The following is an 18,021-nucleotide window of genomic DNA, read 5'->3' on the forward strand; positions in this document are numbered from 1 at the left end:
CACCTCGCCTAAGCTCACGCCAAATCTAGCCAGCGGCCCGCCTAACATGTCGGCGGCGCCCGCCAGAGGAGGCCACCCGTGAGCACCGCAAAAACCCATTATCGTACCTGCAACATTTGCGAAGCCATGTGCGGGCTTGTCATCACCCATGATGACACCGACGTTTTGTCCATCAAGGCCGATCCGGCTGACCCGTTGTCGCGCGGTCACATCTGTCCAAAGGCGACTGGCCTTCAGGATTTCCGCACGGATCCTGACCGCATTACAACCCCGCTGAAGAAAGTCGACGGAGAGTTTCAGCCAATCAGCTGGGAAGAAGCTTACGAGTTCGCCGTCGACCGTCTGCAGCTGGTGCAAGAGGCGCACGGAAAGGACGCGGTCGGCGTCTACCTCGGCAATCCCAACGCGCACAAATTTGGCAATCTGCTGAACCTTCCAACATTGGTGCGCGCGCTGGGCACACAGAACCGCTATTCCTCCGCCACCGCCGACCAGATTCCGCACCACGTCGCCTCGATCCATATGCTTGGCCACCCGATGTTGATCCCGGTTGCGGATATTGCCCGCACCGAATTTCTGATGATCGTTGGCGGCAATCCTCTGGTGTCCAATGGCTCCATGATGACCGCGCCGGGCTTTGGTAAACGTATGGATGAACTCAAGGCCCGTGGTGGCCGTGTCATCGTGATCGATCCGCGCCGGACTGAAACCGCCGTCAAAGCGAGCGAGCATCATTTCATCAAACCCGAGACTGACGCCTATTTGTTGATGGCGATGATTAACGAGATTTTCGCCGCCGATCTTGTCACGCTCGACACGCTTGCCGGCGTGGTGACCGGTCTCGACACTCTGCGCGATGCCGTGGCGCCATTTACTGCCGACAAAGCCGCCGAAATGACCGGCATTGATGCGGACACGATCCGTGGCCTTGCACGCGATTTCGCGACGTCTAACACTGGTGCGATTTACTCCCGCATGGGGGCCAGCACGCAGGCCTTTGGCTCGCTTTGCCAATGGGCCACCAACGCGCTCAACATCATCACCGGAAATTTTGACGCCGAGGGCGGCGCGATGTTCACCACGCCCGCGCTCGATTACGTCGGCATGACCTCCCGCAAAGGCAAAAACCGCAGCTACCCTGAAAAGCGCTCTCGTGTATCCGGCCAGCCGCTTTACAACGGCGAGTTCCCGATCTCGGTCATGGCCGAAGAAATAGAAACCGTAGGCGAGGGTCAAATTCGCGCCATGGTCACAGTCGCTGGTAACCCTGTACTGACCGCGCCCAATGGCCAACGCATCGACCGCGCGATGCAGAAGCTCGACTTCATGATGTCGATCGACATCCACATCAACGACACCACGCGCCATGCCGATCTGATCCTGCCCGCCACCGTTGCGCTCGAAGAGGTGGTCTACGACATGGTCTTCCACAGCTTCGCTGTGCACAACACTGCCGCTTATGCGCGGCCGATCTACGAAACACCAAATGGCAATCCGCAGGAGTGGGAGGTCATCGCGACTTTGGCCGCCAAGCTGACCGGCGCCAACAAGATCGGCCCCTCGCCGGAACAGGTTTTGGGTATGATGCTGCCCCAAGGCCACCACGCCGAAACCGTGACCGTGGATGCCATGCTGAATGCGGGCGGCTCCATCGACCTTGGCCCTCTGGTGCCGAACGTCACTGACCGGCTTGAAACCCCTGATGGCAAAATCCATCTCGCCCCGCAGGTCTTCCTTGACGACCTGCCACGCCTTGCTGATTTCGCAACGCCAACTTCAGAAGACTTCCCGATGGTGATGATCGGCCGCCGTCAGGTGCGCAGCCACAACAGCTGGACCCAAAACAGCCCACGCCTTGTCAAAGGCCGCAATCGCTGCACGGTTCAAATCCACCCGACTGACGCCGCGCGTCTGGGGCTTACGGACGCCGCTGATGTGGTGGTTCAAAGTCGCGTTGGTGAGGTCACCATGCCTGTCGAAGTGACCGAAGACATGGCGCCCGGCGTGGTGTCTATTCCACAAGGTTGGGGGCAGCGTCATGGCAACATCAACGCGGCCACCAAGACGCAAACCGTGTCGATCAACGATCTGACAGACGACAGCCGGATTGATCCCGTCAGCGGCAACGCTGCCTTCAACGGCGTGCCGGTGGCGGTGCGTCTCGTCAGCTAGGGGCCTCATGGCGGTGCCGGAATCGGCACCGCCGCGATACCGTCGCAATACCGACGCGATACAGACCTGCATTTACGGGCTTGCGTGGCACTGCTATCTGTCGCGCAAAGTCCAAGGAGTGCCTCATGTCCAACGCCCTGATCGTCATCGACGTCCAAAATGATTTCTGCCCCGGCGGCGCGCTTGCGGTGCCCCAAGGCGACCTGATCGTGCCCGGCATCAATGCGTTAATGGCGGACTTTGATGTGGTGGTTCTTACGCAGGACTGGCACCCCGCCGGCCACTCTTCCTTTGCCACCAGCCACGGCGGCAAAGCCCCCTATGACATGATCGATATGCCTTATGGACCGCAGGTTTTGTGGCCCGATCACTGTGTACAGGGCAGCACCGGCGCGGCCTTTCACCAAAACCTCAACGTGACCCGACCAGATATGGTGATCCGCAAGGGCATGAATCCGGCCATCGACAGCTATTCTGCCTTCTTTGAGAATGATCAAACCACCCCAACAGGGCTCGAAGGCTACCTGCGCACCCGTGGTGTGACCGGCTTGACATTGGTGGGTCTGGCCACGGATTTCTGCGTGAATTTCTCGGCAGTTGACGCAGCAAAACTTGGTTTTGACGTGACCGTGATTGAGACCCTCTGCCGCGCCATTGATCTGGAGGGTTCACTTGCCGCCGCACGAGACGGCATGCGTGCCGCCGGCGTCGCACTGTCCTGAATACAATCACATTAACGCATTGGCGGTTTTTTAAGTCTTTTTTGGCATTGAGTAAGAAACACCTTCGGAGATCTCCCGCCAATGGCTTCCGCAATTCAGGACCTGGAACAGGCACTCTCAGAATTTGACTTCCGTCACACGCCGGAAGGCAAGCTGATGCGCTTTCGAGGCGAAAGGCTGAAACGCTTTTATGCGCGGGCGGCCCTGCTCGCGATTGGCGCGGTGATGCTGGCCGTTTTTGTTGATCCCATTGTTGGTCTGTATGCGTTGCTGATCTACGCAGCGGGTGACGGAATAGAAAGCCTGTTTCTCAGAAAGGTGCCACGCCTGATCAAAGGCGGTATGTCCGTGCAGCGCGCGACCGATCTGGCGTTCTACGCCTCCATTATTCAGACGCTTTGCCTCGTTATCTTCGTCTACATTACGTGGAAAAACGTCCCACGAGAATCTGCCGTTATCTTATGTTTGTCCTTGATCGGTGGCAGTACTGTGAACGCAGTAGCTGCGATGTCGCTCAATCGTGCGATTGCCATTATGCGCATGTCGATTTTTGCTTTGGCCATCTGCGTCCTGACCTTTCTGGAATACGTTCGCTACGCCGATTTCCCGGACTATATGTATCTCAATTATTTTGGCGCGGTGATGCTGTGCTATCTCATTTTGCCGTTTGTGGCTCACGTCAAACGAGAGCGCGGCAAAGAGGATACCAGACAACGCCGCGTGTTGGTGCAAAGCCTTGCCCTTGCGAAAGCAAATGAGTCGCTTTTCGCCAAACAACAAGAAACTCGACGGCTGGCACTTGTGGCGCAACGGGCGTTTGACGCGATTTGCCTGGTCGACACCGAGGGCAGGGTGGTTTGGGCCAATGAGGCCTTCACGAAGCTGACCGGCTATTCCATATCCGAAGCCCTTGGGCGCAACTCAAGCGAGCTCTTCGGAAAGTCCGGCGCCGAAAGTGAGTCGACACAGATCCTCAATCAAGCCATTTCCGAAGGTGCCATTGGTCAAATTGTGAACAGCTTTATCGCCCAAGACGGGTCGGAAAAATGGCTTGAAACCAGCTACGGACCCGTTTTCGACGAAAGTGGAGACCTGGAGCTGATGTTCATCATCGACCGGGACATGACGGACACAATTCATCGTGAAATCGAACTGGAAGAGGCTCGCCTGCTAGCCGAGCAAGGCGAACACGCCAAGTCCTCTTTTTTGGCCACCATGAGCCACGAAATCCGCACGCCCATGAATGGCATTATTGGCATGTCCGAACTGCTGACCAAATCCGCGTTGTCGCCAAATGATCGACTTTATGCCGACACGATCCGCAATTCGGGCGAAGCTCTTTTGACGATCATCAATGACATTCTGGATTTTTCAAAACTCAACGACGGTCATTTGACGATCAAGCCCACTACGTTTGCGCTGCAGACATGTCTGGCTGAGGTGATGAACCTGATGCGGCCACAGGCCAAGGCCAAGAGCGTTGATCTGACGTTGGACATGGATCCCGAATTGCCGGCCGCGGTCGTCGGGGACGACGGTCGGTTGCGGCAAGTGCTGATTAATGTGGTCGGAAACGCAATAAAATTCACGGATTTCGGGTCCGTCGCCGTGCGTGTATCCGGACGCGTTGAGGGCAGCGATCTTTGCCTCACGATCGAGGTGCAGGATTCCGGCATCGGCATCCCGCAGGACCAGTTGGAGCACATCTTTGAACGGTTCGCCCAGGCCGATACCGCCAATACGCGTCGGTTTGGCGGCACGGGTCTTGGTTTGTCGATTTCCCGCCGTCTGGCGCGGTTGATGAATGGCGACATAACCGTGCACAGCGAAAGCGGAAAGGGAGCGACTTTCAACATCAAGATTGGCCTTGGCATCGCATCTTCCGGTGTTGTCAGCGCTACAGATGCAGCAGGCACCTCCGATTTTTCGACCCTCAAAGGCGTTCGCATTTTGCTGGCAGAAGACAACCGCACCAACCAGCTTGTGATCGAAAAATTCATGCAGGACACAGGCGTGGATCTGACCACCGTCAACAATGGGCAGGAGGCTGTAGATCACGTGACCAAAGAGGCGCCGGACATCGTTTTGATGGACATGTCCATGCCCGTCATGGATGGCCTCGAAGCCACCCGTCACATTCGCGCGGGCTCAGGTCCGCAGCCGATCATCATCGCACTGACGGCAAACGCTTTTGCTTCTGATCGCGAAGCCTGTCTGGACGCAGGTATGAACGGTTTCCTCAGCAAGCCGCTCAGGCGCAACCAATTGTTGCACGAACTAACACGAGCCAACGCGATGATCTCCTTAGATGAGCCAGCGGAAATCAAAGCCAGCTAAAAGGGTTGGAGCGCTTGCCAATACTGGGTATCAACGTGCGAACTTTGATTTAAAGGCTCTTAGAGACATGTCTGACATCGCAACACGCGTCTGGAATCACAAATGGAAGATCGACCCGATCGTCCGCTCGTTGATCGACAACGATTTCTATAAGCTGCTGATGTGTCAGTCGATTTTCCGCAATCGCCCTGACGCCCACGTCACCTTTAGCCTGATCAACCGATCCAAACACATTCGCCTCGCTGATCTGATTGACGAGGGCGAATTGCGTGAACAGCTAGACCACATCAAGTCGCTGTCTCTGACCCGCGGCGAAAGCACCTTCCTGCGCGGCAACACGTTTTATGGCAAGCGCCAGATGTTTCGCCCCGATTTTATGGAGTGGTTCGAAAACATGCGTTTGCCGGACTATCACCTCGAGAAACGCGATGGTCAGTATGAGCTGACTTTTGAAGGCAAATGGCACGAGGTCATGCTTTGGGAAATTCCGGCGCTTGCCGTGTTGATGGAGCTGCGTGGGCGTGCCGTTTTGCACGATATGCGTAAGTTCGAGCTGCAGGTGCTTTATGCCCGTGCCATGACCAAGATTTGGGAAAAAGTTGACGTTCTAAACAAGCTTCCAGATCTGCGCATTGCCGATTTCGGTACCCGCCGCCGCCACTCCTATCTCTGGCAGGACTGGTGCGTGCAGGCGATGGTCGAAGGCTTGGGCGACAAATTTGTTGGCACTTCCAACTGTCTGATCGCGATGAAACGCGATTTGGAGGCCATTGGCACCAACGCGCATGAATTGCCGATGGTGTTCTCAGCGCTTGCCGAGGACGACGACGCGTTGTTGCAAGCGCCCTATCAGGTTTTGGCCGACTGGCACGAAGAGCACGAAGGTAATTTGCGTATTATCCTGCCTGACACATACGGCACCAAAGGCTTTCTGGACGGCGCGCCGGACTGGCTGGCAGGCTGGACTGGTATCCGCATCGACAGCGGTGACCCGGCAGGCGGCGCCGAAACGGCCATTCGCTGGTGGAAAGACCGTGGCGAAGACCCAACCAAAAAGCTCATCATTTTCTCGGACGGTCTGGACACCGATAAAATCGCTGAATTGCACACGCAATTTGCGGGTCGCGCGCGTATCTCGTTTGGGTGGGGCACTTTGCTGACCAATGATTTCCGCGGCCTAACGCCGGATGACGGCCTCGCGCCGTTCTCGATGGTCTGCAAGGCCGTGAGCGCCAATGGCAAACCTACGGTCAAGCTGTCGGACAACCCGAACAAAGCCATGGGTCCGGCCTCCGAAATCGAGCGCTACAAACGTGTGTTTGGCGTCGGACAACAGGAAAAGATGGACGTGATCGTGTGACATCTACTCCGCCGCGGTGGCGAGCGGATGTTGAGTGTCCGTAACAAATCCGACGATCGATGAGATCACCGCGTTGTCGCGCAAAATCCGCACGTGTCCTAATCCTTCGGTCACGCAAAGCTCTGCGCCGGGCCAAGCCTCCGCAATGCGCTCAGCGCTGTCCAAGGCCACACGCGTGTCTTCGCGGTCCTGAAAGATCAGCACTGGTGCCGTCATAAACGGAGCCATTGCCGCCACGTGCAGGTCCTCAAAGGTTTCGCCATGACGCGCTTCGATCATCACCTGTGCGCGTCCCAAAACCTGGTCCGTGGCCCACAACGCTCTCCCCAGTTGGGTCAGGAAAACGCCAGCGTAATTCGGCGGCGCAATCAGCGCCAAACGTCCCAATGGACTGCCGCGATAGGCCGCTGCGGCCACAGCCACCGTACCCAAAGAGTGTGCGATGGTGCCTGCAAAGGGACCGAACTCCGCCTCAACTTGCTGCAAGGCGCGCAGGAATTCCGGAATGGCGGCACGGCTGTCTTCCGCCGCGCCATGTCCCGGCATGTCTAAGGACAGCACGTGAAATCCCGCGTCCGTCAGCGGCCCGACAAATCCGGCCATTTGGTCCGCCGTCCCGCTATGGCCATGCACAAGACAAATGGTCGGCGCGTTTCGATTAACCCGACCTACATAAACCGGAAACGCGGCTCCCTCTGCTGACACGCGCCACCGCACGTCAAAAGCAGGCGAGATAAACCGCTTCGATGCTCTTTGGGTTTTACGCTGCGGACTGGCAAACAGCCGGGCCAAAATCCGCGCGGCACGGGTCGGCGCAACCTGCGACAACGTTGCCATCTGCACCCTTAGTCCCGCCAATGTCGTCAATTTCTGCAGTTTTCGGGCCGATTTTGTCATGTCATCCTCCGAGTTAGTTCCAAAATTGAACTGACTTGACTATAAGTTCCTATTTGGAACTGAGTCAAGTCATGCTAAGAACACCTATGAAATGGAACGATCTCTCAGAAGAAGCTTGCCCCGTCGCCCGTGCCATGTCGGTGATCGGCGATCGATGGACCCTATTGATCCTGCGGGATTGCCTGTTCGGCTTTCGCCGTTTTGACGACATTCAACGTCGCCTGGGCATCACGCGCCACGTGCTTGCAGAGCGCTTGAAAAAACTCGAAACTGCTGGCCTTCTGGACCGCCGTCCCTATCAGGAGCGACCGGTGCGCCACGAGTACGTGCCCACTCAAGCTGCCAAAGATTTCATTCCGGTGATGCAGGTCATGATCGGCTGGGCCAATGATCATCTCGCGGTGAACAAGCCATCGCCCTACAAAACGCTGATGCGCGACACGCGCGAACCTATCGCGCCAAAAGTCATCGACGCCAACACGGGCACCGAAATCACATCAAAAACAATCTGGGTCGAAGAAAACGACTAGGCTAACCAACGGCGCGCCATTTCTATCGCCCGTTCCGCGTACTGCCGCACGGCAGGATGGTCGTCGGTGTACCGACCGATTACCCAACCACAGGACGCCAGCCCCCGCATCAGAGTAAACGCGTCAAGCAAGGCCGCCGCACCCGAGGGCAACGGCCGCACCGTGCCATAGCCGTGCAGCAACGCCGCTGCCAGGTCTTCGCGGTTGGGCTGGTCCCAGTTTTGCGACATCGCTACGCCCAGTTCATACATGCGAAACCCGAACACGCCGTCGTCAAAATCGATTAACCGCACAGCATCACCATCCACCAACACGTTTTCGCGCAGCGCGTCGCCGTGGATCAGGCCAAAATCACCCTCGTGGGTACGGTTGCCGATCACCTCGTGCAGAGCCATTCGGGCCGACAGCAACAGTTTGGCTTCTTCCGCTTTCAGGCTTGGGTTTTCCCAAAAACGTCCCCAACTTGGTGTCTCCCCCAACAACGCATCCGCATCCAGAACGCTACGCGTGAAATCTTCCGGTTTGTTCATCGCATCACTGGCAACATGCAGCCGCGCGAGTTCCGCTCCCAAAGCTTCATGCAGTGTTTCTTGCCGGCCCGGGTCCATCGCCAATGGCACGTCCCCTTCGCCCAAAGGCGCACCTTCCAACCAAGTCAGCAACGACGCCACGCGCGCGCCGCCGATCGCCAAAACATCGCCGGCCGTCGTGCGAATGGCCTGTGGCACAACCATTCCGGCTGCTACCAACGCTTCTGACCACCACAGCTCAGACCGGATCGCGTTATCGCTTTGATACCCGGGCCTGTGCAGCCGAAGTGCTGCACGACCGCCTTCAGGACCCATCGCCTCAAACACGATGTTCTCACGGTTTTTGACCAGTCGCGGCTGGGCGGTCACGCCCCACGCCTTCAAGGCCTCTTGCGCCGCGCTCAACGCGTCCTGATCGTTCACGTCACAGCCCTCATGGCGGCATCCAGTGTCTCGGCCAACTGATCTGCATTGGCACGGCTAAAGACACAAGGCGGACGCACTTTCAGTGTGTTCTCGTGTCGCCCCACGGAATGCAACAAGACACCGCGCTCGCGCATGGCATCCACCATCTCGGCACACAGCTCTGTCGCGGGCGCACCGTCTTGCCAAAGCTCGGCGCCAAAAAACAAACCCGACCCACGCACATCGGCAATCACGTCGTGCTGCACTTGCACCTGCCGCAACAGATCCACCGCATAGGCGCCGACGTCGGCCGCGTTCTGCACCAGATTCTCATCCTCAATGACCTGCAGGACCGCCATTGCGGCGGCTGCACTTACGGGATTGCCGCCAAAGGTGTTGAAGTATTTGAACTGTTCCTGAAACGCCGTCAGGATGTCTGGCCGCGTCACCACTGCCGCAACGGGATGCCCGTTGCCCATCGGTTTGCCCAGCGTGACGATATCTGGCGCAAATCCGAGCTTTTCATGCCCCCACCAATGGCTGCCAATGCGCCCAAAGCCCGGCTGGACCTCATCCGCAATAATCAAACCGCCCGCCTTGCGCACGGCAGCGATGGCGCGATCCAGAAAGCCACGCTCCAGCGTCGGGAAACCCTCGTTTGCAAAATACGGACAGACAATCAGTGTGGACACCCCGTGGCCTGAGGCCTCAAGCTCGGCAATCGCCTGTTCCACCCCTTTGGCGAAGGCTTCGACCTGACCCGCGCATGAGCCGCCGACGGGCTGCATGTTGTCCGGTGCAGGCACTTGCCGCACGTGGTCAAGGTAGCCGCCAATCGGAGTTTTGGAGGAGTTCAGCTGGCTCACGGCCGTTGTGTTACCATGATAGGTATTGTCGGTGCCGATAATGCCGGTCTTGCCGGTTACGGCTTGCGCCATGCGAAGCGCCACATCGTTGGCTTCCGATCCCGAACAGACCATCACCATGCTGTCTAGGTCATGGTCAAATTTTGCGGTCAGCGCTTCGCCATAATCCAGGATCGCATCGTGCACATAGCGGGTGTGGGTGTTCAGCGTTGCGGCCTGTCCGGCGATTGCCTCCACCACGCGCGGGTGGCAATGGCCGACGTGCGGCACATTGTTGTAACAGTCCAGATATCGCCGGCCGTCTGTGTCCCACAACCATACCCCTTCGCCCCGTGCGACATGCACAGGCTGGCGATAAAAGGTTGTCATATGCGGCCCCAATAGCCGTGCGCGCCGTGCCTGCAGATCGTTCACTTGAACACCCCCCTATTTGCAGGCCAAGTTCTGCGCCTGCGTCAGGGGTGATGCAAGCCCTGTCAATCCTCGCCGCTGATCTTGCCGCGCATTGACTTAACTTCGCCACGCACTTTCTTGGCCTTCAAGCGGCGCTGCTGGCTGCCATAGGTCGGCTTGGTCTTGATCCGCCGTTTGGGGGCGACCATGGCTTTGCGGATCAATTCCACCAACCGGTCCCGCGCGATGTCACGGTTTCGGGCTTGGCTGCGGGTCTCGTCACATTGAATGATCAGCGCGCCGTCTTTGGTCCAGCGTCGTCCGGCCAGCCTTTTGAGACGTGATTTCACTTGCGGTGGGATTGACGGAGAACGTTCTGCCTCAAACCGCAACTCGACGGCGGTCGAGACTTTGTTGACGTTTTGCCCGCCCGGACCACTGGCGCGCACGAATTGCTCCGTGAGCTCCCAGTCCTGAATGATGATTTCTTCGGCAACAACCAGCATGGTTTCTTGTGTTTCCAGCGCCGACGCATTGCCGACGTAATACAGACGCATTGCAGACAACGCTTTTTGCGGCCTGACTGCAATTGAAAAGGGCTGCCTTCCGCGTAGAAGACAGCCCTTCGAGATGATTGGAGGTGCAGCGGTTAGGACAGCACCAATTCGGAATAAAAATCAGCCAAGGGCTGCCTCAGCTGGTCTCCCTCCGAACTGTTCCGACAACGTTCTCCATAGCTTCTCTAGACAATGGGCACCTCCTTTCGATTGTTTCGCTATCCTCAGCCTGCCACAGGATGTGGATATGTCAAACAAAATCATGTGGTGCGAGCAGTCAAAGACCCCACGATGATGCGGAAAGGCACAAGTGCAAGCAAAGCGAGCAAAAGTTTTACCATCCAGTCGGCCACGGCGAGCGTCACCCAAAGTGGTGCCTCGGCGCCGAAGGTCATAAAGGGTGCTACGTCCCAGGCCCAGGAAATCGCAGCATCCGCATCCGCGCCAAAAACAGAGACGGATTGGGAAAAGGCGATCGTGAAGAACAGTGCTGTGTCGACCGTTGAGCCCACCAGTGTCGAAGCCAACGGTGCGCGCCACCACTTTCCATCCCGAAAGCGGTCAAAAATGGAGATATCCAACAGATGCGCAACCAAAAATGCGGTACCTGATCCTACGGCCACGCGAAGCGACACGGCAGGGCCGAATTCGAGAATGATCTGGCTGCCGATCAGTGAACAGATGATGCCGACAACAAAGCCGACAAGCACAACACGGCGTGCAGCGGACGTGCCGTAAACGCGGTTCATCACATCATTGATCAGAAAGGCGAGAGGATAGGTGAAAGCACCCCATGTCAGCAGGCCGTCAAGCAACAGGAACTGAACAAGGATGTTGGAAGCCACAACGACGGTGGCCATGGCAATAATGCCGGGAAGGTGGATTGTTTTCATGTCTAATAGCCCGTTTTGACAAGGTAGCGGCGACTTGGCCCCGCGTTCGTCGCGGGACGGACGGCGTTTACTCCTGTGTCCTCAAAGGATCAAGGAGAAACTGGAAGAGTATATTCGACTATCTCGGTTCGTTGAAGAAATCGGAAGTTGTCGTCGGAAATTGCCGTTACGCGAATGTCTCCCGCGTCATCGCGCCAAACGCTGATCCCCTCCAGGTTATCGTGTTTGCCTATCGCCATGGAAAAGATGATTTTTTCGTCTTCGGCGACGCCGCTGGCTACGTCAAAACTACGCACACGAGTGCGAAATCCGAAACCGTTAAAGCCGCGCTCCAACACATAAAGGCGATTGTCGGGCCCGAAATCCGCGCCCACAGGCTGAAACTGTTTATCGCGGGGCAAGGTAAAGGCCGTCGACCATTTACCGTGTTTCAATTGAAAAACCTGAATTTTGGTATTCGGTCCAATGGCGACTTCCGGCATCACATAAATAGTGTCGCGACCGTCCACAGCCAAAGCCTCAAAACCACCGTTTAGCGGCAAGGCGTCAAAGTCAGTGTGCCAGGGCATTTGAATCGGCAAATCGCCCGGCTTGGCAAACCGCTCCAACCTGTGCTCACCTTCGAAAGAAACGACAAGACTACCATCCGACAATCGCGCCAGTCCCTCGGAATCGCGCCAACCCGTGCGTTTGGCAAAATGCCCCCCGGGGCGCAAAACGCGGCTTTTCCGCAAGACCTCAACGCCAACAATCACCCCTGCCTCACGCTTCAGAGCCGCCTCAATAAAATAGCCGCGATCCGTCACGACCAGCATTTTGTTCCCATCCTCAGACAAATCAATCGCGGAAACTCCGCCAAACCACGTTTCAGTCAGATGCCAGTGATAGGCTCCGACAAAACGGGCTTTTTGCCGCTCGGTTCCGGCATGAATCAACGGCGACGTCAGTAGGCCAAGGCACAAAAGGAGCGTGGTGGTCAGGGCGATTGCAAAACGTCGACGCATTGGCCAGGCAGGTCCATCATTGTTAGTTCGCGACGAGGTTTGGGCTTGGGAGCATTCGGATCAGGCGGAGGCGGAAACAGAATATCCTGCACCCATTTTTCCGCGTCCTTACATCCATCTCCGGCCGGTGGCGAGTCTTGGTTCACACAGCCTTGCGCGCCCTTGGGACAGGCAAGCCGCACATGGAAATGATAATGGTGCCCCCACCAAGGTCGAATTTTGCGAAGCCACTTGCGGTCGCCTTTTTCTTCGTTGCACATCTGGACCTTAGCGCCGGGAAATACAAAAATCCGTGCCACACGTGGGTCGCTAGCAGCGGCTTTCAGCACTTCGTGATGCTGTTTCGTCCAGCTGCTATTCACAAATGCCCCGCGTTCCCGCCGCATGGAAATCGACGAAATACTCTCCCGCTCAGCAGCGCTCAGCGTCAACCGGCTCGGGGGCAACATCCATATATCGACATCGAGACCCATTTGATGGCTGCGGTGCCCAGACAACATCGGTCCGCCGCGTGGTTGGCTGATGTCGCCGATATAGAGCCCCTGCCAGCCGGGCTGTTGAGCTGCCTTTGCCGACAGGTCTTTGATATAGGAAATGGTTTCAGGGTGTCCCCAGTTGCGGTTGCGCGACAAACGCATGGCTTGCCACGTTGGCCCCGTCTCTGCCAGCTGTTCGCCGCCCGCGACACAGCCCTTTGAATAACTGCCAAACGGCGCAGGGGTTTGCGCGCTTCCGTCCGGTTTCGTACCAAAAAGCTGCTTAGCTTCAACACCTTGCATCGCCACGGGTACCGCCTGGCGGGTCGACACCGCCGGGCTATCCACAGTTTGCGTTTTGCAGGCGGCCAGCGCCACCAGCAGGGGAAGGATCAGGAAGCGGTGTCCCATTTTGCGTGATCTCCTGCAGGGTTGACCCAGCGTAGCAGGATCAGGCCCAACAGGAAAAGGGCGATCAGCGGTGTCACCCCGATTTGTTGACTGCCGGAAATCGCGGTCATAACCCCAATCAGGAACGGTGCAATAAATGATGTGGCTTTGCCGGCCAGCGCATACAAGCCAAACGATTCGGCCGTGCGCTCCGGTATGGCCTGACGCACCATCATCGACCGACTTGCTGCTTGGATCACGCCACCGGCGGCACCGATCAGCACTCCCATCACGTAAAAGGCTTGATCTGGCAAGGCAGACTCGGGGCTCACGGCTATGCCAAACACGCTTTCGCGGGAGATGAACACAATGGCAATTGCCACACCGCACAGCACCCAGATGCAGACTTTGATCACCGGTTTGGGGCCAAACCTCGTGTCGGCTCGACCGCCGATCCATGCAAACACCGCGCCTGCGATGATTGCCAGAATGCCAAAGATCCCCACGTCGATTACCGACCACTCCAGCACGCCAGCAGCGTAAATCCCGCCAAAGGTGTACATGCCATTGAGCGCGTCGCGATAAAACATCGAGCTGCCCAGATAGGCCAGAAGGGACGGCGTTTGCGGCAGGTTGCGAATGGTGCCCACGACGTCGTTCAGCGCCTTTTTGGTGGCCCCTTTGGGCGGCTTGGCGCTCTTGGGGTCACGCACCCACAAGAAGAACGGGATCATAAACACAGCATACCATATTGCCGTCAGCGGCCCGACAGAGCGCGTCCCCTCACGTTGAGCGGCGTCCAGCCCAAAGAGCGGATCGATGCCGATCAACGTTTTTCCAGTCTCTGAGTTTTCCGCAAAAAGTGTCAGCATCACAACCAGTGTGACTAATCCCCCAACATAGCCAAACGCCCAGCCATTTCCGGAAATGCGTCCGATCTCTTCTTTGGTGCCAAGATCAGGCAACATTGAATTGGTGAATATCGTCGCAAACTCCATGCCGATCATCCCGATTGCAAAGAGCGTCAGCGTCCATATCAAATCGAAATTGTCCGGCGCGGCCCACCACAGACCGAAAGATCCCACGACATACATCAGTGAAAACAGCCAGATCCAGCGCAGACGGTTGCCAAATGTATCTGCCATTGCGCCCAAAACCGGCGCCATGATCGCAATGATCACACCGGCAGCGGCAATGCCAAAACCCCATGCAGCTTGCGCTTCAGCCCCGTCCCCAATCAAATCCTTGATGTAGGGCGCAAAGATGAATGTGATCAAAAGCGTGTTGTACGGTTGACTGGCCCAATCAAAAAAGAACCATCCCCAAATGCGCTTGCGCGCGGAAACCTCAGACATCCCCATCCCCGGTCTGTTTTTCCTTACTTAGACAGGGGGCCGGATTAATAGCAAGTTAATCCTTCTGCGGCGGCCAGGGTCGCGTCGCGTCAGCGTCGATCCAGTTCTTCACCCATTCCGGCGCATCAGGTCGGGGTTCGTTTTGGGACATGGCCGCCATCACGGTTTGCGGCGACACAATGCCGTCTCGGCCGGTGATGGCTGCACGGTATAACGCTTGGTTTGCGCAGTCTCCGTCCTGCTTCCACATGGATTGTTCGAGATAGACAAACCGGTCGTCCCAATAGACCGCGCGGCTGTACATCGTGATTTTCTCAAACGTGCGGATGCGACGGCGATATTGCACCGATGCCCCCGCCATTGTCATGCCCCATCGATTCTCGCGCAGTGTGTTGATTAAGCCGTTGCGCCGCGCCAGGGGAATACGACCCAGATCAAACAGCGTTAGCGTGCGCCCGTTGTTGAGCTCCATCCACAGGTCGATGTCAGACGGCCAGCAGCGGTGCTCGGATACGTGGGTTCCCGTCAGAGGCAGCGGGGCTGCGTTTCGGTACTTCACCAGTTCCTTGATCATACGCGTGATGGGGTACATCGGTCATATCCTCAAATGGGGCGCGATGTGCGCGTTCAACGACTCTTGCAAGGGATCGTCAACCCTGTTCCCGCCTTGGCCTTGTGATTCAGGGCCTTGGTGCTTAGTTGTTGGCCGAAACCAACGAAAAGGATCCTTGGCGATGATGGCAATCTACGGCCCGTTAAAGCTCATTTTAGACGTCGCATTCTTTATCATGATCGCGCACATCATCATGAGCTGGCTGATAAACTTTCAGGTGCTCAATCTGCGTCAGCCGATCGTTGGCCAAATCTGGATGGGATTGAATCGGTTGCTCGAGCCGATATATGAGCCTGTTCGCCGCTTCTTGCCCGACACGCGCCCATTGGACCTCGCACCTTTGGTGGTGTTCATCATCATCATTTCACTGCGTGACTTTATTTTGCCGGAGCTGTTGTTCTGATCTTGGCCTCTTGCCCCTGACGGGTGGCTGTGGGACAGTCTGCCAAAGAGCAGACTGCCCCAAGAAACAGGTCCCACATGCCAGCCGCTGCCACGGTTTTGAGCGACGTATTCGGTTTTGAAAACTTCCGCCCTGGCCAGGAAGAAATCGTTGACGCGGTGACGCGCGGCGACAATGTTTTGGCGATCATGCCCACCGGCGGGGGCAAATCACTGTGTTTCCAATTGCCTGCCCTGTTGCGCGAAGGCGTGACCGTTGTGATTTCGCCTTTGATTGCCCTGATGCGTGACCAAGTGCGCGCTTTGCGCGAGTCTGGCGTCGAAGCTGGTGCGCTGACTTCCGGCAACACCGATGAAGAGACGGCACAGGTTTGGGATGCGCTAGGGGCGGGTCGTCTAAAGCTGCTTTATATCGCTCCGGAACGGCTTGGATCCCACGCAGCGATGGGCATGTTGCGCGACATCAACGTGTCGCTGATCGCGGTGGACGAAGCCCACTGCGTCAGCCAATGGGGGCACGACTTCCGACCAGACTATTTGCGCATTGGAGAGTTGCAGCGCGCGCTTGATGTGCCGATTGCCGCATTCACCGCCACGGCAGACGCCGAAACCCGTGCCGAAATTGTTCAACGGCTGTTTGGCGGGCTGGCTCCGCAAACCTTTTTGCATGGGTTTGACCGGCCGAACATTCATTTGGCTTTTGCCTCCAAGGACAATCCACGACGCCAAATTTTGCAATTTGCGGCGGCGCGCAAGGGTCAATCCGGGATCGTGTATTGCGGCACGCGAGCCAAGACCGAAACGCTGGCCAAGGCGCTGCGTGAGGATGGGCATTCTGCGCTGCACTATCACGGCGGTATGGACCCTGCCGAAAGGCGGGATACCGAAGCCAGCTTTCAGCGAGAAGACGGGCTGATTGTGGTTGCCACCGTGGCGTTTGGTATGGGCGTCGACAAGCCCGACATTCGTTGGGTCGCGCACGCGGATCTGCCGAAATCTATTGAGGCGTACTATCAGGAAATCGGCCGCGCGGGCCGTGACGGCGCGCCAGCGGAGACCCTGACATTGTTTGGGCCTGATGACATCCGCTTGCGTCGGTCACAAATTGACGAAGGCCTCGCTCCACCAGAACGCCGCGCCGCCGATCATGCGCGCCTCAACGCGCTTTTGGGGCTGGCCGAAGCGTTGGAATGCCGGCGGCAAAACCTGTTGGCCTATTTTGGCGAAACAGATGTTACCTGCGGAAAATGCGATCTGTGCGACACGCCCGCGGATGTGTTTGACGGCACCGAGGCAGTGCGCAAAGCCTTGTCTGCGATCCTTCGCACAGAAGAATGGTTCGGATCTGGTCACTTGATCGACATTTTGCTGGGCAATGAAACGGATCGCATCCGCGAACGCGGCCATGATGCGTTGCCAACGTATGGCGTTGGGCGCGAATACGACAAGCGCCAATGGCAGGCGGTGTTTCGCCAGATGATGGGCCATGATCTGGTGCGTCCCAATCCAGAACGTCATGGCGCATTGACGATGACTGACGACGCGCTGCCGGTGCTTCGCGGAGAGCAATCGGTGTGGTTGCGCCGCGATACGATCAAGACCGCTAGCCGCCGCCCCGCTGTCAAAACGTTGGTTAGCGAGGAACATGCGCCATTGATGTCGGCCCTGAAGGCCAAACGTCGCGCGCTGGCCGAAGCCGCAAAGGTGCCAGCTTATATCATCTTCAATGACAAGACCCTGGCTGAAATGGCCGAGTCTCGTCCTGCCAACCTTGACGAAATGGCACGAATCGGAGGGGTTGGCGCTAAGAAGCTTGCGACATATGGCGACGCATTTCTTGAGGTCATAAACGGTGACGTGCAAGAGATGCACCCCAGTCGCCGCAAAATTGCCGGTCGAGGCGACGCCACGCTTTATGATCAGCTGTTAGAAGCGCAATCCCAACTTCTGCGCGGGCCGGAAGGCATCGACAAACCCATGAGCTGTTCTGCCTCGCTTTTGGCCAAAGTGGCCAGCGCCCGACCGCGTGATGCGGACAATATGGCGCGCCTTCTGGGGGATCGACGCGCAGAGCGTTTCGGCACCGCGTTTTTGGATGTGTTGCGCGATGTGGACTAAG

Annotated in this window: 16 protein-coding genes; 7 read left to right on the top strand and 9 right to left on the bottom strand. The window is 57.3% G+C overall.

Going from position 1 to position 18,021, the window contains the following annotated elements:
• The first annotated feature begins 78 nt into the window (after nt 1–78).
• From PG871_RS02375 to pncB, 4 genes are all read left to right on the top strand, one after another.
• Entirely contained in the window at nt 79–2,172 is a 2,094-nt protein-coding gene (locus tag PG871_RS02375) for a molybdopterin oxidoreductase family protein (protein WP_270725590.1), read from the top strand.
• A 125-nt stretch (nt 2,173–2,297) separates the two neighbouring features.
• Nucleotides 2,298–2,894 (top strand): bifunctional nicotinamidase/pyrazinamidase, encoded by a 597-nt coding sequence (pncA, locus tag PG871_RS02380; RefSeq protein ID WP_270725592.1) that lies wholly within the window; start codon nt 2,298–2,300, stop codon nt 2,892–2,894.
• 81 nt (nt 2,895–2,975) lie between these two features.
• A complete protein-coding gene (locus PG871_RS02385; RefSeq protein WP_270725593.1) occupies nt 2,976–5,231 on the top strand; it encodes a PAS domain-containing hybrid sensor histidine kinase/response regulator in 2,256 nt (751 codons plus the stop codon).
• Between the two features lie 67 nt (nt 5,232–5,298).
• Entirely contained in the window at nt 5,299–6,591 is a 1,293-nt protein-coding gene (gene pncB, locus PG871_RS02390) for a nicotinate phosphoribosyltransferase (protein ID WP_270725594.1), read from the top strand.
• 3 nt (nt 6,592–6,594) lie between these two features.
• Here pncB and PG871_RS02395 read toward each other — a convergent pair whose 3' ends face one another.
• Nucleotides 6,595–7,488: an alpha/beta hydrolase gene (locus PG871_RS02395; RefSeq protein WP_270725597.1), complete on the bottom strand. Its 894-nt coding sequence runs from the start codon at nt 7,486–7,488 to the stop codon at nt 6,595–6,597.
• A 71-nt stretch (nt 7,489–7,559) separates the two neighbouring features.
• Here PG871_RS02395 and PG871_RS02400 point away from each other — a divergent pair, with 71 nt between their 5' ends.
• Nucleotides 7,560–8,018 (top strand): winged helix-turn-helix transcriptional regulator, encoded by a 459-nt coding sequence (locus tag PG871_RS02400; RefSeq protein WP_241488908.1) that lies wholly within the window; start codon nt 7,560–7,562, stop codon nt 8,016–8,018.
• Here the strand turns inward: PG871_RS02400 and PG871_RS02405 are convergent.
• The 8 genes from PG871_RS02405 to PG871_RS02440 form a co-directional block, all read right to left on the bottom strand.
• Complete coding sequence (locus tag PG871_RS02405) at nt 8,015–8,971, bottom strand: phosphotransferase enzyme family protein (RefSeq protein ID WP_270725602.1); 957 nt, start codon at nt 8,969–8,971, stop codon at nt 8,015–8,017. The two genes, PG871_RS02400 and PG871_RS02405, sit on opposite strands and share 4 nt — an antisense overlap.
• Nucleotides 8,968–10,188, bottom strand: coding sequence for an aspartate aminotransferase family protein (locus PG871_RS02410; RefSeq protein WP_270725603.1), 1,221 nt, complete (start codon nt 10,186–10,188; stop codon nt 8,968–8,970). Before PG871_RS02410 ends, PG871_RS02405 begins: the two co-directional genes overlap by 4 nt.
• A gap of 107 nt (nt 10,189–10,295) precedes the next feature.
• A complete protein-coding gene (gene arfB, locus PG871_RS02415) occupies nt 10,296–10,718 on the bottom strand; it encodes an alternative ribosome rescue aminoacyl-tRNA hydrolase ArfB (RefSeq protein WP_270728679.1) in 423 nt (140 codons plus the stop codon).
• Nucleotides 10,719–11,029: 311 nt separating this feature from the next.
• On the bottom strand, nt 11,030–11,662 hold the full coding sequence (locus PG871_RS02420) for a queuosine precursor transporter (protein WP_270725605.1): 633 nt from the start codon (nt 11,660–11,662) through the stop codon (nt 11,030–11,032).
• Between the two features lie 89 nt (nt 11,663–11,751).
• Nucleotides 11,752–12,666, bottom strand: coding sequence for an esterase-like activity of phytase family protein (locus PG871_RS02425; RefSeq protein ID WP_270725607.1), 915 nt, complete (start codon nt 12,664–12,666; stop codon nt 11,752–11,754).
• On the bottom strand, nt 12,639–13,553 hold the full coding sequence (mepA, locus tag PG871_RS02430; RefSeq protein ID WP_443020456.1) for a penicillin-insensitive murein endopeptidase: 915 nt from the start codon (nt 13,551–13,553) through the stop codon (nt 12,639–12,641). The genes PG871_RS02425 and mepA overlap by 28 nt, the downstream gene beginning before the upstream one ends.
• Nucleotides 13,535–14,887, bottom strand: a complete 1,353-nt coding sequence (locus tag PG871_RS02435; protein ID WP_270725609.1) for an MFS transporter — start codon at nt 14,885–14,887, stop codon at nt 13,535–13,537. The genes mepA and PG871_RS02435 overlap by 19 nt, the downstream gene beginning before the upstream one ends.
• Before the next feature lie 55 nt (nt 14,888–14,942).
• Entirely contained in the window at nt 14,943–15,479 is a 537-nt protein-coding gene (locus tag PG871_RS02440; RefSeq protein WP_270725611.1) for an acyl-CoA thioesterase, read from the bottom strand.
• 142 nt (nt 15,480–15,621) lie between these two features.
• On the opposite strand from PG871_RS02440, the gene PG871_RS02445 reads away from it, so the two are divergent.
• Nucleotides 15,622–15,903 carry a YggT family protein gene (locus PG871_RS02445; protein ID WP_270725613.1) on the top strand — a complete coding sequence of 94 codons (282 nt, stop codon included), beginning with the start codon at nt 15,622–15,624 and terminating at the stop codon, nt 15,901–15,903.
• A 77-nt stretch (nt 15,904–15,980) separates the two neighbouring features.
• Nucleotides 15,981–18,020, top strand: coding sequence for a DNA helicase RecQ (recQ, locus tag PG871_RS02450; RefSeq protein ID WP_270725614.1), 2,040 nt, complete (start codon nt 15,981–15,983; stop codon nt 18,018–18,020).
• Nucleotide 18,021: the final 1 nt, after the last annotated feature.

The organism is Shimia sp. Alg240-R146 (genome assembly GCF_947331465.1).
In the GTDB taxonomy this organism is placed as follows: Bacteria; Pseudomonadota; Alphaproteobacteria; order Rhodobacterales; family Rhodobacteraceae; genus Shimia.